Genomic DNA, 24,493 nt, shown 5'->3' with positions numbered 1-24,493 from the left:
TCGCTGCTCAGTGTTGCCCGGTCAGCGCCTCCGGCTGCCCCTGGCTCCTCGGCCGTTCCTCGACCATCTTGCCAAACACGATCAGCCTTCCCCGGGCACTGAACTCCGGCGTGCATGTCGTCATCGTCAGATAGCGGCCCGGAGCGGTGAACGGCGAACCCTTGGGCACCGGCTGAATCACCGACACATTGCTCGGCGGGGTCTCCGGGATGCCGCCCGCCACCTCGTACGTGTAGTACGAGGTCGCGGTCTCCACCACGATCTTGTCGCCCGGCGCCAGCTGGCCGATCTTCCGGAACGGCTGGCCGTGCGTGGTGCGGTGCGCCGCGACCGCGAAGTTGCCGGCCTGGTCGGACGGCATCGCGGTGCCCGTGTAGTGGCCGACCAGACCCTTGTCGAGCACCTGCTGCTTGTTGGTGCCCTCGGCGATCGGGTACGTCAGGTCCAGCTTCGGGATGTGGATGATCGCGAAGCCCTTGCCGGGCTCGAACGCGGTCTGCGGCGGCGGCGTCGCACCGCCGGGCTGCGGGGCGGCCGGCTGCGCCCACTGCTGCTCCAGCTTCCTGCCCGCGGCGTCGGCGGCGTTGTCCGCCACCACGTTGGTCCACCACAGCTGGTAGGAGACGAACAGCAGCATCACCACGCCGAGGGTGATGAACACCTCGCCCACCACCCGGGCCAGCACCACCCGCTTGCGCTCCTTGGGACGCGGCGGGCGCGGCCCCGCGGCCCGCCCGGCGGCCCGGCGCCGTCCGGTGCCCGGGCGCAGCCCCACCGGCCCCTGGGCGCGCCTGCGCCCGGCCCGGCCGTCCTCCCCCGGTATCGCCTCGCGGTCCGGCCCGTCGGCCGGCAGGCGCAGCTGCAGGGTCTGCTCCGGGGCGGGCTCGTAGACGCCCCAGCCGTCCGGCTCGTCGTGGTCTTCGGGAACGCCCCGCTCCGGGCGCACGGCGGTCATCCGGTCAGCTCCGGCCGATGACCGGCGCGAGGCCCGCGGAGCGCCCCACCGCCTCCGGGAAGCCGCACTCGGCCAGCCAGTTGGCGAGCATCCGGTGCCCGCCCTCGGTGAGCACCGACTCGGGGTGGAACTGCACGCCCTCGACCAGCAGTTCACGGTGCCGCAGGCCCATGATCACGCCGCTCTCGGTGCGCGAGGTGACCACCAGCTCGGCGGGCACCGTCTCCGGCTCGACCGCCAGCGAGTGGTAGCGGGTGGCGGTCAGCGGCGAGGGCAGGCCCTCGAACACCCCGCCGTCCTCGTGCACCACCGTCGAGGTCTTGCCGTGCAGCAGCTCCGGCGCCCGGCCGACCACCGCGCCGTACGCCACGGCGATCGACTGCAGGCCCAGGCAGACCCCGAACAGCGGCAGCCCGAGCTTCGCGCAGTGGTGCACCATCTCGACGCACACCCCGGCCTCCTCGGGCGTCCCGGGCCCGGGGGACAGCAGCACCCCGTCGTAGCCCTCCGCGCCCTCCCGGGGCCGGGCGTGAGCCACCGTCAGCTCGTCGTTGCGGACCACCTCGCAGACCGCACCCAGCTGGTACAGGTACTGCACGATGTTGAAGACGAAGCTGTCGTAGTTGTCGACCACGAGGATCCGGGGCGGGTGGCCGGCGGAGGTCATCGCTACTCCTGGGGTGTGCGAGCGTCGAGGGGCGGACGGGGCCGGGACGGCGCCCGGTTCAACCGCCGGCGCCCTGATCCACCGTCACGTTCCCGAAGGGGAGCAGCGGCTCGGCCCACGGGAAGACGTACTGGAACAGGACGTAGACCACCCCGAGGACGAGCAGCAGCGCGATCAGCGCACGCACCGGCGCGGGGCCCGGAAGATGCCGCCAGATCCAGCCGTACATGGTGCTCCTCGATGGTCGGGTCGGCACAAGCGTAGACGCCCGTCCGCCCGGCCCAGGCCGGTATCCGCGCAACGGGACCGGCGCGGCGGACTACTGGGCCGAGGCGGCCCGCAGGTCGATCGATCCGGCGTACCCTGGCAGGCTCAACTCGCCGCTCTCCTGCACCTTCCAGCCCAGTCCGTAGGCGGCCACGTAGCCCAGGTAGTTGCGGATCGTCGGGTCGGCGTCGATCGCCGCGTGCAGCGCCTCGGTCCTCCCGACCGCGCGGATCACGTACGGCGGGGAGTACACCCGGCCCTGCAGCAGCAGGGTGTTGCCGACGCAGCGCACCGCGCTGGTGGCGATCAGCCGCTGGTCCATCACCTGGATGCCCTCGGCGCCGCCGCGCCACAGCGCGTTCACCACGGCCTGGATGTCCTGCTGGTGGATCACCAGGTCGTTCACGCCGGGCTCGGGGACGCCGGGGATCCGGGCAGTGGCGTTCGGCGGGGCGTCGTCCAGCGTGACGGTCAGCCCGGGTCCGCGCAGCGGGTCCAGCCCGGCGGCCTGCTGCAGCGCGGCCAGCTTCGCGGTGTCGTCCGGGCTCTGCCCCTGCTCCCGGGCCAGCCGGTCGGCGCGCTCCTGATCGGCGGCGACCTGCTCCTGGAGCTGCTGGTTCTGGGTGGAGCGCTGCTGGATGACGTCGCTCAGCTTGAGCAGCGAGTTGTCGGTGCGCAGATCGGTGCCGTGGGCGGTCTGCGCGCTGACGTAGAAGAGCAGTCCGGCGAGCGCGAAGACGGTGCAGGTCAGGGCACGTCCGACAATTCGGCCTCGGCGCGGGCGCGCGGCCGGGCTCGGCGAAGAAATCGTGGAATCAGGCACCGTACCCTTATCTCCCTCAGACCCGGCGAGCCACTACGCTAACGGACGCCGGTGGCATGTGCGGAGCTCCGGTCGTACTGACCGGTTCCCCGTGTGCCACCCCAGCCCCCACTGACCACCTGCGCGGTCACAGCGCATCGACAGGAGAGCCCCTCGTGCCGAAGTCTCGACTCCGCAAGAAGGCCGACTACACGCCGCCGCCGTCCTCCGCGACCGCCGTGAAGATCAGTTCCGGCCGGAGCTGGGTGGCACCGCTGATGCTGGTGCTGTTCCTGATCGGTCTGGCCTGGATCGTCAGCTACTACGTGACCAGCGGCACCTGGCCGATCCGCAGCTGGGGCAACTGGAACATCCTGGCGGGCTTCGGCTTCATCGCGGCGGGATTCGGCGTCTCCACGCAGTGGAAGTGAGGCCGGCGCCGCCCGCCGGGCGGCGTCTGGTCCGACCGCTCACCACACCGCTCCGGCCCCCGGCCGGAGCGGTGGTCGGCGTGTCCGCGCGGCGGTCGACCACGGAGCGTCCGAACGTTTATCCACAGGGTTGTCCACACTGGGGAAAACTTCGCCGATCCTGTGGATAACTCGCAACGCAGCAGGATAACGCGCGTAGACGCGGGAAATCCAATCGTCCGTCCCGCTCCGCCGTCCACCGCCTGTGCACAGCGCGGCCCCGGCCCGGTCAGCCCGGCAGCCGCGCCATCCCGGCCAGCACCAGGCCGAGGCTCGCCGCCAGCACCGCGACCGTCGTCAACCCCTGCACCAGGTTCCGGTGCGCCCGTGGGGCGTACATCATGCCCGCGCCGATGACGACGCCCGCCGCCAGCCCGCCGAGGTGCGCCCGCCAGTCGATCCCGCTCAGCGAGAAGGTGATCACCAGGTTCACCACCAGCAGCACGATCACCGGCTGGAGCGGCACCCGGTTCACCCGGAACAGCACGCCGGTCGCCCCCAGCAGTCCGAAGATCGCACCGGACGCGCCGACCGTGAACAGCTGGTCCGGCCCGGCCGTCAGCAGGAACGACAGCGCGTTGCCCGCGATGCCCGCCGCCAGGTACAGCGCCAGGAACCGCACCCGGCCCAGCACCCGCTCCAACTGGGGGCCGAGCACCCAGAGCGAGAACATGTTGGTCGCGATGTGCAGCAGGCCGCCGTGCACGAACATCGCGGTCACCAGCCGGTACCACTCCTCCGGCCCGGCGGCCATCCCATAGCGCAGCCCGGGCAGCGGCGCCCAGCTCACCAGGCCGAGCTTGACCTGCCACTCCTTGGAGACGTACTCGGTCAGCAGGAAGACCAGCAGGTTCAGGCCGATCAGCACCTTGGTGACCAGCGCCCCGTCGCCGAGCGCCAGCACCCCGCCGAAGGTCGTCCGCGGCCGCGGCTGCCGGTCGGCGGCGCCGTGCACGCACTCCGGGCACTGGAAGCCCACCGAGGCGGGCACCATGCACTCCGGGCAGACCGGCCGGCCGCAGCGGGCGCAGGACACCCCGGTCTCCCGCTCGGGGTGCCGGTGGCACCGGGGCAGCCCGGCTCCGTGGCCGTCCACAGGCGTCGGCCGCACGGGCTCGTCCGGAAGCATCGGCGCAGTCCCTCCTCAACGAAACGGTCCCGGCGCCGCCGCCGCGTGGAACGGGGCACCGCCGGGACCGTCCAGGCTACTGCGCGCCGCGGCGCGCGGGCCGCCCCGCGGGGCGGCAAGGGCCCGAATCAGCCGCGCGAGACGACGACCGACTCGATCACCACGTCCTGGACCGGGCGGTCGTAGGGCTTGGTGGTGGCGGTGGTGGCGATCGCGTCGACGACCTTCTGGCTGGCCGCGTCCACGACCTCGCCGAAGATGCTGTGCTTGCGGTTCAGCCAGGTGGTCGGGGCCACCGTGATGAAGAACTGCGAGCCGTTGGTGCCCGGGCCGGCGTTGGCCATCGCCAGCAGGTACGGGCGGTCGAACGACAGGTCCGGGTGGAACTCGTCGCCGAACTTGTAGCCCGGGCCGCCGGTGCCGTTGCCCAGCGGGTCGCCGCCCTGGATCATGAAGCCGTCGATGACCCGGTGGAACACGGTGCCGTCGTACAGCGGCTTGGCAGCCAGCTCGCCGGTCTCCGGGTTCTTCCACTCGCGGGTGCCCTCGGCCAGCTCGACGAAGTTGGCCACGGTCTTCGGAGCGTGGTTCGGGAAGAGCTTGACCACGATGTCGCCGCGGTTGGTCTTCAGAGTGGCGGTGAGTTCCTCGGCCACGGGAGTACCTTCCTGTCTTTTAGCTGACTATCCGGGGAATCATCCCATGGGCGCCGCAGACGGCTCAGCCGAAGGTGCTCGGCAGATAAGCAGGATGCATGATCTCCTATCAGGTGGAAAGGTGCATATCCGGACAACGCCGGACACCCGCCGAGAAGGAGAAGCCCGTGAGCCGTACGGACACCGCGCGCGAGACCGCCGGACGGGCGAGGGACGCCGTCGCGCCCTACGCCGCGACCGCCAAGGAGACCGCCCTGCACTACGCCGAGGAGGCCAGGCAGGTGCTCGGCCCCCGGCTGGAGGCGCTCGGCCCGAAGGCCGCGGCCGCCGGAGCACAGGCCCGAAACGGGGCCGGCCAGGCCGCCCACGCCGCCCGCGTGCAGTACGCCAAGCACCTCGCCCCGCACCTGGAGCACGCCTTCTCCAGCCTTCCCCCGGACACCCAGAAGGGCGCCCTGAAGGCGTTCCACCGGGCCCAGGAGGCCGCGCTCGCCGCCAAGCTGTCGGCCGGTCAGGCCGCCGGCCAGGCCCGCGCGACCGTCGCGCCCAAGGTCGCCGAGACCTTCCAGGCCGCCCGGGAGAGCGTCACGCCGCTCGCCCACGAGGCGCAGACCCGCGGCGCCGCCGCGATCACCGCGCTGCAGGGCAACGTCACCGCCGCCGAGATCAGCGGCCTGGCCGCCAAGAACGCCAGGAAGAAGCGCTGCAACGGCTGGGCGACCGGCCTCGCCGTCGCGGGCGCGATCGCCATCGGCACCGGCGTGGCGGCCTGGCAGTGGTACCGCAAGCAGAACAGCCCCGAGTGGCTGACCGAGCCCCCGGAGCCCGCCTCCGCCCCCCTCACCCCGGGCACCCCGGACTCCGCGCCCGAGCCGGGCACCGCCGCCGGTGCGCCCGTCGGCGGGACAGTCGTGAACGGCTCCGTCCCGCACGAGGACCTGGCGGCCGCGGAGGCCGCCCCGAAGCCGACCGCGCCGCCGGCCGACCGGCCCGCCGCCGACGACGAGGACCGGCCCAAGCCGCACGACCCGCGCAAGCCGCACTGAACCCGCACCGCGGCCCGGGCGAGCCCCGGGCCCACGCAGAACGGCCCCCGACCTGTACCCAGGTCGGGGGCCGTTCGACGACTGTGGAGCCTAGGGGAGTCGAACCCCTGACATCTGCCATGCAAAGACAGCGCTCTACCAACTGAGCTAAGGCCCCGAGCAACGGGCACTAGCCTACCCGCTCCCGGGCAAGGCCCAACGCGGGTTTCGGACCGGCCCCGGCGTGTGCTCCGCGGGCCGGTCCGAGGAAGACTCGTCCGTCGGCTCAGCGGCCGGCCGGGACCGGGTCGGTGGCCTCGGTCCACAGGTCCTGCTCGGCGCGGTCCGCCTGGACCTGACGGTAGACAAAGAAGCCGCCGAGGGCGACCAGGGCGACCAGGAGGAGCTTCTTCACCGCGGGACCTCGTCCTTCTTGCTTGCTTGGATGGAGGGGCACGAACCAGCGGTCAGGCTGAAGACCGCCCTGGGGCCGATGATACACACCGGTAACCGGTTCAGAAGCGGCCCCCGCCATCGCCAACCGGCCGATCTGCAAGCGCCTTTGACGCTCCCCCAACCAGTACGGTCATCGGACCGCGGGCTCGCTCCCCGCCATTACCGACGCGCCCGGGCGCGCCGCCGGTTCCGAACCGACGGCGCACCCTTCGCCCGCTTTGCCCGACCGGGGCGGCTACCCCCGCCGCCGCCTGCGCAGGTGCGCGACGTCCCGCCGGATCGCCCGGACGTCCTCGCCCAGCGCGTCCAGCCGCGCGCCGTGGGCGTCCAGCCGGGACTCCTGCCGGGAGATCCGCTCACCGATCGCGGTGATCACCATCCCCTGCGCGTCCAGCCGCCGGTCGACCGAGCCGAGCGCCTCGGCCAGCTCGGAGACCACGCCCGGCAGGTCCTCCGCCGCGAAGCCGTACTCCCCCGCCGCCGGCCCCTGCGCCGGGGCCGGCGGGCCGGGCTCGAACGGATCCAGCCCGTCGATCCGTCGCCGCCAGGCCGCGACGGCCGGATCCCGCCGCTCCGCCTCGTGCTCGTCCCACCGCAGCTCGTTCCACCGCTTCCACGGCCGGGCCCGGAACAGGTGCACGGCCGGCGGCTCCGGCACCGGCCGGGCGGCCGTCTCGATCAGGTCGAGCAGCCGGCTGCGGACCCGGCGGGCGACCTCGCTGTCCCGCAGCAGCATCGCGACGTTCAGCACGGCCCGGCGCGAGTACAGCGCCACGCCGTTCCCGCCGCCCTGGGGGCGCTGCGTGCCGCCCCAGGAGTCGTCCGCAGGGCCGCTGACCTGCCTGAGGGACTCTTTGTCCCTCTGGTCCGCGGAGTTGTCCACAGCCCTGCGGACGGTGAATCCGTTGCTCTCCAGCTCCGGCCGGTGCCGACGGACCATCTTGCGGACGGTGTACTCACTGACCCCGAAGTAGTCGGCGACCATCCGCGTGGTGACGTGCAGCCCGTCGGGCAGCAGGACGAGGGCCTTGACCTCGTCGAGGACTTCGGTGCGCTCGCACAGGCCGCTTCGGAGCGTCCTGGATTCGAGCAGCGCGGCTTCCATGGACATGGGGATGCCTCACAGGGTGGAAGAAGACATGACGTGGGAACCGCCCAGTCGCCCGGGGCAGGCGGGGCCGGTCGTCCACCGGCCGGAGCAGAGGTCGCGCTACGTCCCACGTCACCCAATGACCGGGTCTGTCGCCCGGCTATCCCCGACTTCACATCAGTTTCGAGTCAGCTCACCCTGTGTTGCCTCTGCGCGCCGGGTTCAACGAGCGGGCGCGAACGGGGTCACGGCCGAATGCGGGGGAGAACGTCGAAGGCCCCGATCACCAGGTGATCGGGGCCTTCGCGCCGGTGGGCCTAACAGGACTTGAACCTGTGGCCTCTTCCTTATCAGGGAAGCGCTCTAACCGTCTGAGCTATAGGCCCTTGCCGCACTGAAAGATTAGCGGACCGATGGCCGATCTCCCAAATCCGTATCCCCGACCCCCCTCGGACGGTGCAGTTCAGCGGCCTCGGCAAGCCACTGGGCGCGGGTCGCGGGGAGGTGGGAGGCGCCCGTGACGGTGGGGCGGACGGCGAGGACCTGGTTGATGCCGATGCGGTTCTGCTCGAAGGCGAGGGCGCTGGCGGCCATGTAGAGCCGCCAGACCCGGGCCCGGCCGCGGCCGGCCAGCGAGACGGCGTCGGGCCAGTGGGCCTCCAGGTTGGCGACCCACTCGCGGAGGGTGCGGCCGTAGTGCTCGCGCAGCGCCTCGACGTCGCGGACCTCGAAGCCGGCCTCCTCCAGCCGGGAGACGGTGGCGCCGATGGGGGAGAGCTCGCCGTCGGGGAAGACGTAGTGGTCGATGAAGGGGGAGAGCCGGTACTTCTCGCCGGGGTGCAGCGGGCGGCGGGCGATCTGGTGGTTGAGCAGGCGGCCGCCGGGGGCGAGCAGCTCGTACAGTCGGCCGGCGTAGACCAGGTACTGGTCGGAGCCGACGTGTTCGGCCATGCCGACGCTGGAGATGGCGTCGAAGGGCCCGTCGGGGATCTCCCGGTAGTCCTGGAGCCGGATCTCGATCCGCTCGGCCAGGCCGGCCTCGGCGACCCGTCGGCGGGCCAGCGCGACCTGTTCGGTGGAGATGGAGACGCCGACGGCCTCGACGCCGTAGTGGCGGGCGGCGTGCAGGACCAGCGAGCCCCAGCCGCAGCCGACGTCCAGCAGGCGCATGCCGGGGCGCAGGCCGAGCTTGCGGCAGATCAGGTCGAGCTTGGCCTCCTGGGCGTCCTCCAGGCTCTTGGCCTCGGGCGTCCAGTAGGCGCAGGAGTAGACCATGCTGGAGCCCAGGACGAGCCGGTAGAAGTCGTTGCCGACGTCGTAGTGGTGGCTGATCGCGGCGCGGTCGCGGCGGCGGCTGTGCAGGCTGCCGCGGCGGTGCCGGACCTCCTCGGGCGGGGGAGCGGGCTGCGGGCCGATCGCGCCCTGGCGCAGGGCCGTGCCGAGCAGGCGGCGGCCGGGGGCGCCGAGGAGCTGGCGGGGGCCGAGCCGCAGGGTGCGGATCTCCGGGTCCTCGGCGAACGCGGCGACGGCGTCCAGCACCTCGTACAGGTCGGTGCCGGGGTCGAGTTCGAGGTCGCCGGAGACGTAGGCGCGGGCCAGGCCGAGTTCGCCGGGGGCCCAGACCAGGCGGCGCAGGGCCCTGCGGTTGCGCAGGACGACGGTCGGGGCGTCCGGCGGGCCGGCCTGGGAGCCGTCCCAGGCGCGTACTCGCAGGGGGATCCGACGGCCGATCAGGCCTTCGAGTGCTCGGACCAGTTGCTGTGCGTTCTCCGCCATGACGGACCTCTCGACCGGCCGTACCCGTCCGGGCCGCCGGGTGACCGCTGTCGCGGCCGGTCGGCCCCGTGCTCGTTGGTGTCTCTTCATTTGTCCACGCGGGGGCGGTGCGACCGCCCTGGCGCGCCGGGGCGGTCACCCGATTGCCGCCGGAGACGGCGCGGGCCCCGAAGGCTTCAACAGCCTTCGGGGCCCGGGGAATTCCGTCGGACTGACGCGGAATCAGTCTTCTTCGGCCAGGGTCAGCTCGATGCCGCCGGTGAAGCCGGCCGCGGTGTTGTAGATGAACGCGGCGAGGGTGGACAGCGCGGTCATCAGGACCACGTCGACCACCGCGATCAGGGTGGTGAACATCATGACCTTGCCGAACCCGATGTAGTCCATCAGGTTGAAGGCGCCGGAGCTGTCGCTGCCGGTGACGTCCTTGAGGGTGCTGGTCAGCGAGTCGAAGACGCCGAGGCCGTCCAGGGTCATCCAGAGCACCGCGGCGGCCACGATGATGATCACGCCGACGGCGAGCGAGAGCAGGAAGCTGACCTTCATGACCGACCAGGGGTCGGCCTTGGTGATCCGCAGCCGGGCCTTGCGGACCCGCCCAGTGCCGCCGGAGGAGGCCGGGCCGGGGGTGCCGGGGCGCCGGGCCTGGCCGCCGCCCTGGCCGCCGGAGGTGCCCTGGCCGCCGCCGGTGCGGGTGCCGCGCGGCGGGGTGGGCTGGCCCTTGGCGTACGTGGTGGGCTGGGAGAAGCCGCCCGCCGGCGGGGCGCTGGGGGGCGGCGGCGGGGTCTGGCCGCCGTAGCCGGGCTGGGCGCCGCCCTGGCCGACCGAAGGCATCACCGAGGTGGACGCGGCGGGGTGCTCGGGGCGCTGGGGTGCGCCGTACGGTGTCCCGCCCTGTCCGCCCGACAGGCCGCCCGTGGCACCTCCAGTACCCGTGGCTCCGCTCACCGTGGTCCTCCCGAACCGTCCGCCAGGCCGATCGAACCGCCCTGGTCCGTGTTGTGCTCGTGCTCCGCCTGCCCGGTTGGCCTGCGGTCAACCCGTGGTGCCCGCCCCGCCTGGAGCGGGACGGGCACCACGGTCGCGGTCGTGCGTCAGCCCTGGTCGGGCGTGCCGTCCGCCTCGTGCTCGGTGGCGGTCGCGGTCTCGGTCGCCTCGGCGTCCAGGTCCGCGCCCTCCTCCTCGTCGGCCTCCGCGTTGCGGGCCATGCCCACCACCGCGTCGCGCTTTCCGAGGTTGATCAGTTGGACGCCCATGGTGTCACGTCCGGTTTCACGTACTTCGGAAACCCTGGTCCGGATCACGCCGCCGGAGAGCGTGATGGCCATGATCTCGTCGGTCTCCTCGACCACCAGGGCGCCGACCAGCGAGCCCCGGCCCTCGACGATCTTCGCCGCCTTGATGCCGAACCCGCCGCGTCCCTGCACACGGTACTCGTCGACCGAGGTCCGCTTGGCGTACCCGCCGTCGGTGGCGGTGAAGACGTACGTCCCGGGACGGACCACGTTCATCGAGAGCAGTTCGTCGTCCTCGCGGAACGACATGCCCTTGACGCCGGAGGTGGCCCGGCTCATCGGGCGGAGCGCCTCGTCGGTGGCCTTGAAGCGGATCGACTGGGCCTTCCGGGAGATCAGCAGCAGGTCGTCGTCGGCGGAGACCAGCTCGGCGCCGATCAGCTCGTCGTCCCGGCCCTCCTCGTCCTGGCGCAGGTTGATCGCGATCAGGCCGCCGGAGCGCGGGGAGTCGTAGTCCTTGAGCGGGGACTTCTTGACCAGGCCGCCGCGGGTGGCGAGCACCAGGTACGGCTTGTCCTCGTAGGTGCGGACTGCCATCACCTGGGTGATGTGCTCCTCCGGCTGGAAGGCCAGCAGGTTGGCGACGTGCTGGCCGCGGGCGTCGCGGCCGGCATCCGGCAGCTCGTAGCCCTTGGCGCGGTAGACCCGGCCCTTGTTGGTGAAGAACAGGATCCAGTTGTGGGTGGTGGTGACGAAGAAGTGGTCGACGATGTCGTCCTGCTTCAGCTGCGCACCGCGCACGCCCTTGCCGCCGCGCTTCTGCGAGCGGTAGAGGTCGGAGCGGGTGCGCTTGACGTAGCCGCCGCGGGTGATGGTGACGACGATGTCCTCCTCGGCGATGAGGTCCTCGATGGAGAGGTCGCCGTCGGAGGGGATCAGGGTGGAGCGCCGCTCGTCGCCGTACTTCTCGACGATCGCGGTGAGCTCCTCGGAGACGATCTCGCGCTGCCGGGCGGGCGAGGCGAGGATCGCGTTGTACTCGTTGATCTTGGCCTGGAGCTCGTCGTGCTCGCTGAGGATGCGGGCGCTCTCCAGGGCGGCCAGCCGGCGCAGCTGCATCTCGAGGATGGCGTTGGCCTGGAGCTCGTCGATCTCCAGCAGCTGCATCAGGCCGGTGCGGGCGGCGTCGGCGCTCTCCGAGGCGCGGATCAGCGCGATCACCGCGTCGATCTGGTCGAGGGCCTTGAGCAGCGCGCGCAGGATGTGGGCGCGCTCCTCGGCCTTGCGCAGCCGGAAGGTGGTCCGGCGGACGATGACCTCGATCTGGTGGGCGACCCAGTGCCGGATGAAGGCGTCCAGCGACAGGGTGCGCGGCACGCCGTCGACCAGGGCCAGCATGTTGGCGCCGAAGTTGGTCTGCAGGTCGGTGTGCTTGTACAGGTTGTTGAGCACGACCTTGGCGACCGCGTCGCGCTTGAGCACGATGACCAGGCGCTGGCCCGTGCGCGAGGAGGACTCGTCGCGGACGTCGGCGATGCCGGCGATCCGGCCGTCCTTGACCAGGTCGGCGATCTTCAGCGCGAGGTTGTCCGGGTTGACCTGGAACGGCAGCTCGGTGATCACCAGGCACTGGCGGCCCTGGATCTCCTCGACCTCGACCACGGCGCGCATGGTGATCGAGCCGCGGCCGGTGCGGTACGCGTCGTCGATGCCGCGGCGGCCGACGATCAGCGCGCCGGTGGGGAAGTCGGGGCCCTTGATCCGCTCGATCAGGGCGTCCAGCAGCTCCTCGTTGGACGCCTCGGGGTGCTCCAGCGCCCAGAGCGCGCCGGACGCGACCTCGCGCAGGTTGTGCGGCGGGATGTTGGTGGCCATGCCGACCGCGATGCCGGTGGCGCCGTTGACCAGCAGGTTGGGGATGCGCGAGGGCAGGACGGTGGGTTCCTGCTGGCGGCCGTCGTAGTTGGCGGCGAAGTCGACGGTCTCCTCGTCGATGTCGCGCATCATCTCCATCGCCAGCGGCATCATCTTGCACTCGGTGTAGCGCATCGCCGCGGCCGGGTCGTTGCCCGGGGAGCCGAAGTTGCCGTTGCCGTCGACCAGCGGCATCCGCATCGACCAGGGCTGGGCGAGGCGGACCAGGGTGTCGTAGATCGAGGTGTCGCCGTGCGGGTGGTAGTTGCCCATCACGTCGCCGACCACGCGGGCGCACTTGTAGTAGCCCTTCTCGGGCCGGTAGCCGCCGTCGTACATCGCGTAGAGCACGCGTCGGTGCACCGGCTTGAGGCCGTCGCGGACCTCGGGGAGGGCGCGCGACACGATGACGCTCATCGCGTAGTCGAGGTAGGAGCGCTGCATCTCGGTCTCGAGCTCGATGAGCTCGACCCGGTGACCGCTCTGGGCAGGGGTGGTGCTGTCCTCGGGCTGCTCGCCGCCGTCCGGACGGTTGTCGTCGACCACTGGTGGTCAGTTTCCTTTCAACGATCCTGGGCGGACGTCAGACGTCCAGGAAGCGGACGTCCTTCGCGTTGCGCTGGATGAAGGAGCGGCGGGCCTCGACGTCCTCGCCCATCAGGACGGAGAACAGGTCGTCGGCGCGGGCGGCGTCCTCCAGGGTGACCTGGAGCAGCAGGCGGTGGGCGGCGTCCATGGTGGTGACGCGCAGCTCCTCGGCGTTCATCTCGCCGAGGCCCTTGAAGCGCTGGATGGCGTCGTCCTTCGGGAGTCGGCGGCCGGCCTCGACGCCGGCGGCGATCAGCGCGTCGCGCTCGCGGTCGGAGTAGGCGTACTCGAACTCGTCGCGGCCCCACTTGATCTTGTACAGCGGGGGCATCGCCAGGTAGACGTACCCGGCCTCGACCAGCGGTCGCATGAAGCGGAACAGCAGGGTCAGCAGCAGGGTGCGGATGTGCTGTCCGTCGACGTCGGCGTCGGCCATCAGCACGATCTTGTGATAGCGGAGCTTCTCGGCGTCGTAGTCCTCCTGGATGCCGCAGCCGAAGGCCGAGATCAGCGCCTGGACCTCGGTGTTCTGCAGCACCTTGTCGATCCGGGCCTTCTCGACGTTCAGGATCTTGCCGCGGATCGGGAGGATCGCCTGGGTGCGCGGGTCGCGGCCCTGCTTGGCGGAGCCGCCGGCCGAGTCGCCCTCGACGATGAAGATCTCGCACTCGGCCGGGTCCTTGGACTGGCAGTCCGAGAGCTTGCCGGGCAGCGAGGCGGACTCCAGCAGGCCCTTGCGGCGGGTCAGGTCGCGGGCCTTGCGGGCGGCGACCCGGGCGCTGGCGGCCTGGATGGACTTGCGGATGATGTCCGCGGCCTCGTTGGGGTTGCGGTCCAGCCAGTCGGCCAGGTGCTCGTTGACCACCTTCTGTACGAAGGTCTTGGCCTCGGTGTTGCCGAGCTTGTCCTTGGTCTGGCCCTCGAACTGCGGCTCGCCGAGCTTGACCGAGATGATCGCGGTCAGGCCCTCGCGGATGTCCTCGCCGGAGAGGTTGTCGTCCTTGTCGCGGAGCAGCTTCTTGTCGCGCGCGTAACGGTTCATCAGACCGGTCAGCGCGGAGCGGAAGCCCTCCTCGTGGGTGCCGCCGCCGTGGGTGTGGATGGTGTTCGCGAACGAGTACACGCCCTCGGTGTAGGACGAGTTCCACTGCATCGCGACCTCGGCGGAGATCCGCCGGTCCTTGTCCTCCGCCTCGAAGTCGATCACCGAGGGGTGGATCACCTCGCCCTTGCGGGAGTTGAGGTGGGCGACGAAGTCGGCGATGCCGCCGTCGTACTTGTACCGGACGGCGAGCGGCTTGCCCTCCTCGTCCGCGTGCTCGGGGCGCTCGTCGGTCAGCGAGATAGTCAGGCCCTTGTTGAGGAAGGCCATCTCCTGGAAGCGCCGGGAGAGCGTCTCGAACGAGTAGACGGTGGTCTCGAAGATGTCCGGGTCGGCCCAGAAGGTGACCGTGGTGCCGGTCTCCTCGGTGGCCTCGTGCTTCGCCAGCGGGGCGGTCGGGGTGCCGGACTTGTACTCCTGGGTCCAGCGGGCGCCGTCGGTGAGGATCTCCACCGCGAGGCGGGTGGAGAGCGCGTTCACCACGGAGACGCCGACGCCGTGCAGACCGCCGGAGACCGCGTAGCCGCCGCCGCCGAACTTGCCGCCCGCGTGCAGCACGGTCAGGACGACCTCGACGGCGGGCTTGTCCTGGCCGGGCATGATGCCGACCGGGATGCCGCGGCCGTTGTCGACCACCCGCACGCCGCCGTCGGCCAGGATCGTCACGTCGATGGTGTCGGCGTGGCCGGCCAGCGCCTCGTCGACCGAGTTGTCCACGATCTCGTACACCAGGTGGTGCAGGCCGCGCTCGCCGGTCGAGCCGATGTACATGCCGGGGCGCTTGCGGACGGCGTCGAGGCCCTCCAGCACCTGGATCGCGCTGGCGTCGTACGCCTTGTTGTCGGACGGGTCTGGGGTCTGGCTGGGGTTGCCGGAATCGGCCACGAAGCGCCCTCTCTGGCACAGCGCGGGCCGCGCCCCTTCCCGCTTGCCCGGGCAGGTGTGCGACCACGGCGTTTCGACTCGGTTGCTGCACGCAACGGTGTTTGCGCTTCAGTCTACCGGTACGAGTGACAGAGAGGGGCGTTTGGCAGCCTCTGAGGGCAGATGTGCCGCCCTGAATCCCCTCTGCACATGTCCCGATACTCGGCAGGGGGGCTCAGAGCGCCTGGACGGGCTGCCAGCGATTCCGGAGGATCGCGATCCGCTCCGCCGGGCTCAGCCCCAGGTGTCCCCGGGGCCCTTGCTCCCGGGGGCCCGCAACCGCCCGTAACCGCGCACCGGGGCGTCCGGCCCCAGCACCTTGATGACGCGGACCGTGCCGTGCCCCAGCTCGTGGTTCAGACGGGCCACCAACTGTCGCGCCAGCAGCCGGAGTTGGGTCGCCCACGCGGTGGAGTCGCACTGCACGGTGAGGACCGCCTCGGCCTCCGCGTACGACTTGGGTTCACAGTGCGCAGCGATGTCCGGCCCCACGATCTGCGACCAGCGGCCCATCACGCCGCCCACCGCGGCCGGCGCCTCCCAGCCGCGCTCGGTGATCAGCCGGTTCAGCGCCGCCCCCAGCGGCACCGGGTCGCGGCCGTCCGCGCGGGCGCCGCTGCGCAGTCCGGTGCGCTTCGCCTCCCGGCGCTCGCGGACCTGCTCGCCGCGCTGCCGGGCCTGCTCCTTGGCGGCGCGCAGCGCCACCCGGGCCAGGTCGATCCCCGAAAGCTCCGAGCTCTCCGCCATCACGCTCCATCCCCAGGCTGTGGACAACTGCACCGACGAGCGGTCCAGGGTACGGGGTCGCCGGACCTCACGGCGTGAGCCGGGTCACGGCGCCCTCCGAGACGCCGTACCGGGCCCCGCTGAGCGCCTTCGGGACGTCCTCCGCGACCGCCGCGGTGACCAGCACCTGCTCGCCGCCGGCCACCAGCTCGGCCAGCCGGTCCCGCCGGCGGGCGTCCAGCTCGGCGAACACGTCGTCCAGGATCAGCACCGGCTCCCCGCCCTCGGAGCGCAGCAGCTCGTACGAGGCCAGCCGGAGCGCCAGCGCGTACGACCAGGACTCGCCGTGGCTGGCGTAGCCCTTGGCGGGCAGCGGGCCGAGCCGCAGCAGCAGCTCGTCGCGGTGCGGGCCGACCAGGGTCAGGCCGCGGTCGATCTCCTGCTTGCGCATGGCTTGCAGGGCGTCCAGCAGTTGCTGCTCGGCCTGTTCGCGGCTGGTCGGCAGCTCGCCCTCGAAGGAGGAGCGGTACTCCAGCACGGTCTCCCCGGCGCCGGGCGCGAGCTGGCGGTAGGCCTCGGCGACCAGCGGCTGGAGCGCGGCCACCAGCTGGATCCGAAAGGCCGTCAGCTCGGCCCCGGTGCGGGCCAGGTGGCCGTCCCAGACCTCCAGGGTGGCCAGGTCGGCGGCCTTGCCGCCACCGGCCCGGCGGGCCGTCGCGGCGGTCTTCAGCAGGGCGTTGCGCTGCTTGAGGACGCGCTCGTAGTCGGAGCGCACGCCGGCCAGCCGGGGCGCGCGGGCGGTCAGCAGCTCGTCCAGGAAGCGGCGGCGCTCGCCGGGGTCGCCCTTGACCAGCGTCAGGTCCTCGGGGGCGAACAGCACGGTGCGCAGCACGCCCAGCACGTCGCGCGGGCGGATGTTGTCGGAGCGGTTCAGCCGGGCCCGGTTGGCCTTGCCGGGGGTGATCTCCAGCTCGACCAGGGTGGTCCGGCCGCCCTGCGCCACCACGCTGGCCCGGACCACCGCCCGCTCGGCGCCGAGGCGGACCAGCGGGGCGTCGGTGGCGACCCGGTGGCTGCCCAGGGTGGCGACGTAGCCGATCGCCTCGACCAGGTTGGTCTTGCCCTGCCCGTTCGGGCCCACGAACGCGGTGACGCCCGGGTCGAGCGGAACCTCGACCCGGGCGTAGGAACGGAAGTCGGCGAGCGACAGGTGCGCGACGTGCATGACGGTGGACTGCGCTCGCCTTCTGGCCGTGGGTGCTTACTTGGACTCGACCGCGTGGCCGCCGAACTGGTTGCGCAGCGCCGCGATCATCTTCATCTGCGGGGAGTCGTCCTGGCGGGACGCGAAGCGGGCGAACAGCGAGGCGGTGATGGCCGGCAGCGGGACCGCGTGGTCGATCGCGGCCTCGACCGTCCAGCGGCCCTCGCCGGAGTCGGCGGCCCAGCCCTTGAGCTTGGCCAGGTGCTCGTCGTCGTCCAGCGCCCGGACCGCGAGGTCGAGCAGCCAGGAGCGGATGACGGTGCCCTCCTGCCAGCTGCGGAAGACCTCGCGCACGTCGGTGACCTCGGGGGCCGCCTCCAGCAGCTCCCAGCCCTCGGCGAAGGCCTGCATCATCGCGTACTCGATGCCGTTGTGGACCATCTTGGCGAAGTGGCCGGCGCCGACCTTGCCGGCGTGCACCGAGCCGAACTCGCCCTCGGGCTTGAGCGCGTCGAAGACCGGCTGGACCTTCGCGACGTGCGCGGCGTCGCCGCCGTACATCAGCGCGTAGCCGTTCTCCAGGCCCCAGACGCCGCCGGAGACGCCGCAGTCGACGAAGCCGATGCCCTTGGCGGCCAGCAGCTCGGCGTGCTGGATGTCGTCGGTCCAGCGGGAGTTGCCGCCGTCCACCACCACGTCGCCGGGGGAGAGCAGTTCGGCCAGGTGCTCGACGGTCTCCTGGGTGGCGGCGCCGGCGGGGACCATCACCCACACCACGCGGGGGGCCTCCAGGGTGGCGACCAGCTGCTCCACGCTGTCGACGTCGGCGAGGTCGGGGTTGCGGTCGTAGCCGATGACGGTGTGGCCGGCGCGGCGGATGCGCTCGCGCATGTTGCCGCCCATCTTGCCGAGACCGATGAGGCCGAGCTCCATGACAAGTCCTTCACTGTGGTTCCGTGCCTGACGGCGGCGCCGTTGCCGCGCTCCCCGAGCCTACGCCGCCGATCGGGCACGTCCGGGCAGCCACAGGGGCGCGGAGGCCGGTGCCCCTCGCGCCCCTGGTGACTTGACGCCGCGTCAGCCGGACAGGCGGACCGGCATGATCAGGTACTGGTAGGCCTCGTCCGGTTCGGCGTCCACCGCGGGCTTGCCGGTGAGCAGCGCCGGCTTGGTCGGAGTGGTGAAGCTCAGCTGCGCGTACGCGGCGTCGATCGCCTTGAGCCCCTCCTCCAGGTAGCCGGGGTTGAACGCGATCGAGATGTCGTCGCCCTCGAGGTCCGCCTCGACCCGCTCGGAGGCCTGGGCGTCGTCGCCCGAGCCGGCCTCCAGGGTGAGCACGCCCTGCTCGAAGTTCAGCCGGACCGGGGTGTTGCGCTCGGCCACCAGCGAGACGCGCTTGAGCGCCTCCAGGAACGGCTGGGTCTGCACCGCGGCGACCGCCGAGAACTCGGTCGGGAAGATCGACCGGAACTTCGGGAACTCGCCCTCCAGCAGGCGGGTGGTGGTCCGCCGGCCGGCGCCCTCGAAGCCGATCAGGCCCTCGCCGGCGCCGCCGGTGGACAGCGCGATCGACACGTGGTCGCCGCTGCCCAGCGACTTGGCGATGTCCTGCAGCGTCTTGGCCGGGACGAGCGCGACGGCGTTGATGTCGTCCTGCTCGGGCTTCCACAGCAGCTCGCGGACGGCGAACCGGTACCGGTCGGTGGCGGCCAGGGTGATCCCGCTGCCGTTGATCTCGACCCGGACGCCGGTGAGCACCGGCAGGGTGTCGTCGCGGCCGGCGGCGACCGCGGCCTGGCTGACCGCCGAGGCGAACACGTCGCCCGGGACGGTGCCGGTGGCGGTCGGCATCTGCGGCAGCGCCGGGTACTCGTCGACCGGCAGCGTCGGCAGGGTGAACCGCGAGCTGCCGCAGACCACGCTGACCCGCATGCCGTCGGTGGAGATCTCCACCGGGCGGTTCGGCAGGTTGCGCGAGATGTCGTTGAGCAGGCGGCCGGAGACCAGGACGGTGCCGGCCTCCTCGACGTCCGCCTCCAGCTCGACCCGGGCCGAGACCTCGTAGTCGAACCCGGACAGTGCCAGCGAGCCGTCCTGCGCGGTCAACAGCAGGCCGGCCAGCACCGGCACCGGCGGCCGCGCGGGGAGGCTGCGGGCGGCCCAGGCCACCGCCTCCGCGAGGACATCACGCTCCACCCGGAACTTCACCGGTAACCGCCTCCTGGCTGCTGTCGCCGCGCCGTCGGCCCGTACTGCCGACCGGCGCTGTTGATCGTCTTCCGGCTCCCCGCCGACCGGACTCGCTCCGCTCGGCTTCCAGGTGCCGAAGGACAGTCTGACGTACTCGGCCGACAGTCGGGGCAGATGGGCGGAAGCAAGCCGAACAGATGTCGGGGCGCGGTTGTCCACAGATTCGGGCCACCCCCACTGTTGATCAAGTCTCGAGCTCTCTAGGTGTAGCAGTAGTAGTAGGGCCTGTGGATACCGTGGATAACCCCGTTTCCGCAGGTCAGAGGCCAGATTTTGTCCACAGTCCCTGTGGACGGCGACTGTGGACAAGCAGGGCCCGCTGTGGACAACGGAGCGTAATCCACAGGCCACGCTCGGTATCCACAGGTTATCCCCAGGCTCGTCCACAGAAATCCGCCGAGTTATCCACGACGCCGGATCAACATCACGTGACGCCTTTCACACCCAGGCCTGACAAGCGAGTTGATGTTGTCGAACTGTGGACGCCGTTGTGGAAAACCTGGGGAAAACTCGGCTTTCCCTGTGGACGACCTGGGGACAACTCCGACGGCCCACTGACGGGCACTCAGTTCTCCACAGGCTGTGGACAACGGTTGTGCACAAGTCCACAGGGGTCTGACCTGCGCCGAAGAGCGTAGCGGCGATCCGCCTGTGGAGGAACCTCTGGATAACTCGGGCCTGTGGAGCCTGTGGACGGGGAAAACCCACCCGTTCTGTGGACAACTCCGTTGCGCACCCGAACCGTTCGAATAGCTGCGCAGACGTTCGAGCGGGCGGCGAGCCGATCGCCCGGGCCGTCGCGGGGATTCCTGCCCCGCCGTACCCGCCGCCACACCTGCCGGCCGCCGGGATTCGCCCGACCGGCCCGTCGCGGGCACGCCGAAGGGGCGCCGGACCTGCTCGGCCCGGCGCCCCTTCGGACGGGTCAACTGCGGTGCTGCGGCTAGCTCTTGATGCGGTTGGTGAGCTCGGTGACCTGGTTGTAGATGGACCGCCGCTCGGCCATCAGCGAGCGGATCTTCCGGTCCGCGTGCATCACGGTCGTGTGGTCGCGGCCGCCGAACTGCGCACCGATCTTCGGCAGCGACAGGTCGGTCAGCTCCCGGCACAGGTACATGGCGATCTGACGCGCCGTCACCAGCACCCGGCTGCGCGAGGATCCGCACAGGTCCTCCACGCCCAGCCCGAAGTACGCGGCCGTCTGCTGCATGATCACCTGCGCGGTGATCTCCGGCCCGGCGTCCTCGTCCCCGCCCGGGATCAGGTCCTTCAGGACGATCCCGGCCAGCTCCAGGTCCACCGGCGCCCGGTTCAGGTTGGCGAACGCGGTGACCCGGATCAGCGCGCCCTCCAACTCCCGGATGTTCCGGGTGATCCGGGACGCGATGAACTCCAACACGTCGGCGGGGGCGTTGAGTTGCTCCTGGATCGCCTTCTTGCGGAGGATCGCGATCCGGGTCTCCAGCTCCGGCGGGGTGACGTCGGTGATCAGGCCCCACTCGAAGCGGTTGCGCAGCCGGTCCTCCAGCGTGATCAGCTGCTTGGGCGGCCGGTCCGAGGAGAGCACGATCTGCTTGTTCGCGTTGTGCAGGGTGTTGAAGGTGTGGAAGAACTCCTCCTGCGTCGACTCCTTGCTGGCCAGGAACTGGATGTCGTCGACCAGCAGGATGTCGATGTCCCGGTAGCGCTTGCGGAACGCGTCCGCCTTGCCGTCCCGGATCGAGTTGATGAACTCGTTGGTGAATTCCTCCGAACTCACGTACCGCACCCGGGTGCCCGGGAACAGGCTGCGCGAATAGTGCCCGATGGCGTGCAGCAGGTGGGTCTTGCCGAGCCCGGACTCGCCGTAGATGAACAGCGGGTTGTACGCCTTCGCCGGGGCCTCGGCGACCGCCACCGCAGCGGCGTGCGCGAAGCGGTTGCTGGCACCGATCACGAAAGTGTCGAACAGGTACTTGGGATTCAGCCGGGCGTTCGGCTCGTCCTTGCGGGAGCCGCCCGCCGGGGGAGCGCCGGGTGGGGCCGGGACGCCGGGCGCGGGCGTGCGCTCGACCGGGCGGGCCGGGCGCGGCCCGCCGGGAGCCGCCGTGCCGCGGCCGGTCCTCGTCGGGGGAGCCGAGCGCCCCGCCGAACAGGTCGCCCTGGGCGGAGTCCGCGGCCGGCCGGCTGGCCCGCCGCGGGGCCGGCTCCGGCCGCCGCTCGGGCGCCGCCTGCGGCTCCCAACTCCCGCCGGACTGCTCCCGGTACGGGTCCTGCGGCGCCCCGTAGGGCTCGGCCGGCGGGTAGCCCTGCGGGTACCCGGGCCGCTGGTAGTCGTCGGCCGGACGGCCGGGCCAGGCGCCGGGCTGCGGCTGCTGCGAGGGGTGGGCGGGGCCCGGCTGCTGGTAGCCCTGCTCGGGCGGGTAGCCCGGCTCGGACTGGTAGCCGTGGTCGGCCCGCGGGTGCGGCCACTCCTGGACGTCCTCCGGCTCCGGCTCCGGTTCGGCCTCCGGGCCGGCGGGCGGGGCGGCGTTGGCGTCCACCATCACGGCGATCCGCACCTGGCGGCCGAACTCGTGCGAGATGGCCTCGGTCAGCTGCGGCAGCAGCCGGCCCTCCAGCACCTGCTTGGCGAACTCGTTGGGCGCCGCGAGCAGGGCGGTGTCGTGCATCATCCACATCGGCTGGGTCCGGCGGACCCAGTTCTTGTCCTTCTCCACGACATCGCTGTCGCTGACCAGTCGCTCGACGACCCTCGACCACATCAGGACGAGATCGCTGTTGACATCAGCCACTGGTACACGCTTTCTCGTTCCCCGGGCAGGGGCAGTCAGGCAAGGTCGGGAGAGGTCTGGGTGGGCGCGGGGCGGAAGCGGCCGCGAGCACAGAACAAAAGAGACAAGTCCTGCAACGGTAGTCAGCGCGCAGAGCTGATTCAAGTCGTTGTCCACAGGCTGTGGGCAACGGGCCGGCGGCCACCTGGTTTGACCCTCCGACCCGCTGCCGCGTACCGTAACCAGGTCGAGTTGTCGATGGCCGCTGCCGCATGTCCGCGGGTCCGCCCGCTTCCATGACGCGCGCAGCACGGGCGCCGTGGTGTTCCTCAACCCAGCAGATCTGGGTCCGGGACCGGATTTCCCAAGTGCAAGGGGAGATCGCGCGGACGCACGGTGACGGCCAAGCGACTCCCCGTCATCCTACGATTCACCCCAGGAGCCCCCGAGTGAGCAAGCGCACCTTCCAGCCGAACAACCGTCGTCGCGCCAAGACCCACGGCTTCCGGCTGCGCATGCGTACCCGCGCCGGCCGCGCCATCCTGGCGAACCGCCGTGCCAAGGGCCGCACCGCCCTGTCCGCCTGATCCGCGTAGAGGGTCTGCAGTGCTGCCCACCGAGAATCGGCTGCGGCGGCGCCAGGACTTCGCGACCGCGGTGAAACGCGGCCGCCGCGCCGGTCGGCCCCTGTTGGTGGTCCACCTCCACAGAGAGGTGGCAGCCGACGAGGGCGCCGGCCGGAACAGCGACTCCAGCCCGCACGTCGCCGAGGGGCTTCCTTCGGCGCGTGCGGGTTTCGTCGTGAGCAAGGCCGTGGGGCCTGCCGTGGTCCGGAACGCCGTGAAGCGTCGGCTGCGTCACCTGGTCCGTGAGCGCCTGTCCCGGTTGCCCGCAGGTAGCCTGATAGTGGTACGGGCGCTGCCTGCTGCGGCGACGGCCTCGTACCCAGACCTCGGGCACGACCTGGACGCGGCGCTCCGCCGCCTGCTCAGGTCGGAACCGGCCGGCAGTGCCCCGACGGGAACAGGGCGATGAAGTACCTGCTGATGGGCCTGATCAGGCTCTACCAGTGGACCATCAGTCCGCTGCTCGGCCCGGTGTGCCGTTACTACCCCTCGTGCTCCCGCTACGGGTACGAGGCGGTGCGCGTCCATGGGGCGATCAAGGGAGGCGGGCTGACCGTCTGGCGCATCCTGCGCTGCAACCCCTGGTCTCCCGGTGGGGTCGACCATGTTCCGCCGCGAAAGCATCCGGTGTGGCACCGCCGGCTGCGCAATCTGCTGACCCCCACGAGCGGGACCGCCGAGCCGGAGCCGGTGGCGAAGCCCGATGTCCAAGGAGTCTGACCGGTGACCTTCGGTTTTCTGAGTCCCCTCTACTACGCGGTGTCCTGGATCATCGTCCAGTTCCACTCGCTGTTCAGCCACGTCTTCGACCCGGACGGCGGCTGGGCCTGGGGCCTGTCCATCGTGATGATGGTGGTCGTCATCCGGATCTGCCTGATCCCGCTCTTCGTGAAGCAGATCAAGGCGACCCGGGCCATGCAGGCGATCCAGCCGAAGATGAAGGCCATCCAGGAGCGCTACAAGAACGACAAGCAGCGCCAGTCCGAAGAGATGATGAAGCTGTACAAGGAGGCGGGTACCAACCCGTTCTCCTCGTGCCTTCCGATCCTCGTGCAGGCGCCGTTCTTCACTGCCCTCTACGGTGTGCTGGCCTCGGTCGCCAATGACAAGCAGATCGGTGTCATCGACCAGACCCTGCTGGAGAGCGCCAAGCAGGCGCACATCTTCGGTGCCCCGCTGTCGGCGAAGTTCGTCGGCGCGGACAGCGTGCAGGTGCAGATCGTCGTCGCGATCATGATCGTGCTGATGTCGCTGTCGCAGTTCATCACGCAGCGCCAGCTGATGACCAAGAACATGGACCTGACGGTCAAGACGCCGTTCATGCAGCAGCAGAAGATGCTGATGTACGTCTTCCCGATCATGTTCGCCGTGATGGGCATCAACTTCCCGGTCGGTGTGCTGGTCTACTGGCTCACCACCAACGTCTGGTCGATGGGCCAGCAGCTGATCGTCATCCGCAACAACCCGACGCCGGGCAGCCAGGCCTGGAACGAGCGTCAGGCCCGTCTGAAGAAGCAGGGCCGGATCAACCCGGACGGCTCGATCAAGAAGGTCGGCCTGCTGGCCTCGCTGACCGGCGGCTCCAAGAGCGGCGCGGCGGCCGACGCCCAGGCGGCGGTCGAGGACAGCGTGCAGGTCCGCCGGCAGCAGCCGCGCAAGCAGACCAAGGCGCAGCGGCAGGCCACGGCGGCGCACCAGGCGCACGCGGAGGACCAGAGCCCGGCGGCGGACGAGTCGGAGGCAGAGCCGGCCGGAGCGGCCGGGAAGTCCGGTGCGAAGGCGGGCGGGGCGAAGCCGGCGGACCGGCAGGGTCAGCGCCAGCAGCCGCGGCGCGGCGGCCAGGGCCAGCGTCCGAAGAAGAAGTAGTCCCGACCCCCTCGT

Annotated in this window: 21 protein-coding genes, 2 tRNA genes and 2 pseudogenes; 6 read left to right on the top strand and 19 right to left on the bottom strand. The window is 71.2% G+C overall.

Annotated elements, in window-relative coordinates; genetic code table 11:
* Positions 1-7: 7 nt before the first annotated feature.
* From KCH_RS18735 to KCH_RS18720, 4 genes are all read right to left on the bottom strand, one after another.
* Positions 8-955, bottom strand: coding sequence for a class E sortase (locus tag KCH_RS18735; protein WP_051653206.1), 948 nt, complete (start codon positions 953-955; stop codon positions 8-10).
* Positions 956-959: 4 nt separating this feature from the next.
* Complete coding sequence (locus KCH_RS18730; protein WP_035864455.1) at positions 960-1,622, bottom strand: aminodeoxychorismate/anthranilate synthase component II; 663 nt, start codon at positions 1,620-1,622, stop codon at positions 960-962.
* 58 nt (positions 1,623-1,680) lie between these two features.
* Positions 1,681-1,851 (bottom strand): hypothetical protein, encoded by a 171-nt coding sequence (locus tag KCH_RS42595; protein WP_014137037.1) that lies wholly within the window; start codon positions 1,849-1,851, stop codon positions 1,681-1,683.
* Positions 1,852-1,941: 90 nt separating this feature from the next.
* A complete protein-coding gene (locus tag KCH_RS18720; RefSeq protein WP_084223728.1) occupies positions 1,942-2,712 on the bottom strand; it encodes a DUF881 domain-containing protein in 771 nt (256 codons plus the stop codon).
* Positions 2,713-2,867: 155 nt separating this feature from the next.
* On the opposite strand from KCH_RS18720, the gene crgA reads away from it, so the two are divergent.
* On the top strand, positions 2,868-3,122 hold the full coding sequence (gene crgA, locus KCH_RS18715) for a cell division protein CrgA (RefSeq protein ID WP_035864452.1): 255 nt from the start codon (positions 2,868-2,870) through the stop codon (positions 3,120-3,122).
* Positions 3,123-3,390: 268 nt separating this feature from the next.
* On the opposite strand, the gene KCH_RS18710 is transcribed toward crgA, so the two are convergent.
* Both KCH_RS18710 and KCH_RS18705 read right to left on the bottom strand, forming a co-directional pair.
* The gene (locus tag KCH_RS18710; RefSeq protein ID WP_051653205.1) at positions 3,391-4,290 is read right to left on the bottom strand and encodes a rhomboid family intramembrane serine protease; all 900 of its coding nucleotides are present in this window, start codon (positions 4,288-4,290) and stop codon (positions 3,391-3,393) included.
* A 128-nt stretch (positions 4,291-4,418) separates the two neighbouring features.
* Complete coding sequence (locus tag KCH_RS18705) at positions 4,419-4,946, bottom strand: peptidylprolyl isomerase (RefSeq protein ID WP_035864450.1); 528 nt, start codon at positions 4,944-4,946, stop codon at positions 4,419-4,421.
* Positions 4,947-5,113: 167 nt separating this feature from the next.
* Between KCH_RS18705 and KCH_RS18700 the strand changes: the two genes are divergently transcribed.
* The gene (locus KCH_RS18700; protein WP_051653204.1) at positions 5,114-5,992 is read left to right on the top strand and encodes a DUF5324 family protein; all 879 of its coding nucleotides are present in this window, start codon (positions 5,114-5,116) and stop codon (positions 5,990-5,992) included.
* Between the two features lie 84 nt (positions 5,993-6,076).
* On the opposite strand, the gene KCH_RS18695 is transcribed toward KCH_RS18700, so the two are convergent.
* From KCH_RS18695 to dnaA, 13 genes and pseudogenes are all read right to left on the bottom strand, one after another.
* A tRNA-Ala gene (locus KCH_RS18695) sits at positions 6,077-6,149 on the bottom strand.
* A 108-nt stretch (positions 6,150-6,257) separates the two neighbouring features.
* On the bottom strand, positions 6,258-6,386 hold the full coding sequence (locus KCH_RS43380; RefSeq protein ID WP_014137031.1) for a DLW-39 family protein: 129 nt from the start codon (positions 6,384-6,386) through the stop codon (positions 6,258-6,260).
* Between the two features lie 276 nt (positions 6,387-6,662).
* Positions 6,663-7,538, bottom strand: coding sequence for an endonuclease/exonuclease/phosphatase family protein (locus KCH_RS37465; RefSeq protein ID WP_051653203.1), 876 nt, complete (start codon positions 7,536-7,538; stop codon positions 6,663-6,665).
* A 291-nt stretch (positions 7,539-7,829) separates the two neighbouring features.
* Positions 7,830-7,903: transfer RNA gene (locus KCH_RS18685), tRNA-Ile, on the bottom strand.
* Between the two features lie 16 nt (positions 7,904-7,919).
* Positions 7,920-9,293 carry a class I SAM-dependent methyltransferase gene (locus KCH_RS18680; protein WP_035864448.1) on the bottom strand — a complete coding sequence of 458 codons (1,374 nt, stop codon included), beginning with the start codon at positions 9,291-9,293 and terminating at the stop codon, positions 7,920-7,922.
* Positions 9,294-9,515: 222 nt separating this feature from the next.
* A complete protein-coding gene (locus KCH_RS18675) occupies positions 9,516-10,238 on the bottom strand; it encodes a DUF3566 domain-containing protein (protein WP_244305364.1) in 723 nt (240 codons plus the stop codon).
* Between the two features lie 146 nt (positions 10,239-10,384).
* Entirely contained in the window at positions 10,385-12,985 is a 2,601-nt protein-coding gene (gene gyrA / locus KCH_RS18670; protein WP_035864444.1) for a DNA gyrase subunit A, read from the bottom strand.
* 37 nt (positions 12,986-13,022) lie between these two features.
* Complete coding sequence (gyrB, locus tag KCH_RS18665; protein WP_208865965.1) at positions 13,023-15,014, bottom strand: DNA topoisomerase (ATP-hydrolyzing) subunit B; 1,992 nt, start codon at positions 15,012-15,014, stop codon at positions 13,023-13,025.
* A gap of 273 nt (positions 15,015-15,287) precedes the next feature.
* A complete protein-coding gene (locus KCH_RS18660; RefSeq protein WP_035864440.1) occupies positions 15,288-15,800 on the bottom strand; it encodes a DciA family protein in 513 nt (170 codons plus the stop codon).
* A gap of 67 nt (positions 15,801-15,867) precedes the next feature.
* Positions 15,868-17,004 carry a DNA replication/repair protein RecF gene (gene recF, locus KCH_RS18655; RefSeq protein ID WP_035864438.1) on the bottom strand — a complete coding sequence of 379 codons (1,137 nt, stop codon included), beginning with the start codon at positions 17,002-17,004 and terminating at the stop codon, positions 15,868-15,870.
* Between the two features lie 36 nt (positions 17,005-17,040).
* Positions 17,041-17,934, bottom strand: a pseudogene (gene gnd / locus KCH_RS18650) (phosphogluconate dehydrogenase (NAD(+)-dependent, decarboxylating)); the annotation flags it as partial.
* 126 nt (positions 17,935-18,060) lie between these two features.
* Positions 18,061-19,191, bottom strand: a complete 1,131-nt coding sequence (dnaN, locus tag KCH_RS18645) for a DNA polymerase III subunit beta (protein WP_035864433.1) — start codon at positions 19,189-19,191, stop codon at positions 18,061-18,063.
* 985 nt (positions 19,192-20,176) lie between these two features.
* A pseudogene (dnaA, locus tag KCH_RS42590) lies at positions 20,177-21,679 on the bottom strand (chromosomal replication initiator protein DnaA); the annotation flags it as partial.
* 756 nt (positions 21,680-22,435) lie between these two features.
* Here dnaA and rpmH point away from each other — a divergent pair.
* Genes rpmH through yidC form a run of 4 tightly spaced genes read left to right on the top strand, consistent with a single transcriptional unit; the run spans position 22,436 to position 24,478 of the window.
* Positions 22,436-22,573, top strand: coding sequence for a 50S ribosomal protein L34 (rpmH, locus tag KCH_RS18635; RefSeq protein ID WP_033214180.1), 138 nt, complete (start codon positions 22,436-22,438; stop codon positions 22,571-22,573).
* Positions 22,574-22,592: 19 nt separating this feature from the next.
* Positions 22,593-23,021: a ribonuclease P protein component gene (gene rnpA / locus KCH_RS39780; protein WP_084223724.1), complete on the top strand. Its 429-nt coding sequence runs from the start codon at positions 22,593-22,595 to the stop codon at positions 23,019-23,021.
* Positions 23,018-23,332: a membrane protein insertion efficiency factor YidD gene (gene yidD, locus KCH_RS18630; RefSeq protein WP_035864431.1), complete on the top strand. Its 315-nt coding sequence runs from the start codon at positions 23,018-23,020 to the stop codon at positions 23,330-23,332. Before rnpA ends, yidD begins: the two co-directional genes overlap by 4 nt.
* Positions 23,333-23,335: 3 nt before the next feature.
* Entirely contained in the window at positions 23,336-24,478 is a 1,143-nt protein-coding gene (gene yidC / locus KCH_RS18625; RefSeq protein ID WP_051653202.1) for a membrane protein insertase YidC, read from the top strand.
* The last annotated feature ends 15 nt before the right edge of the window (positions 24,479-24,493 follow it).

The organism is Kitasatospora cheerisanensis KCTC 2395 (assembly GCF_000696185.1).
In the GTDB taxonomy this organism is placed as follows: Bacteria; Actinomycetota; Actinomycetes; order Streptomycetales; family Streptomycetaceae; genus Kitasatospora; species Kitasatospora cheerisanensis.
This window is presented reverse-complemented; position numbering and strand designations above follow the sequence as displayed.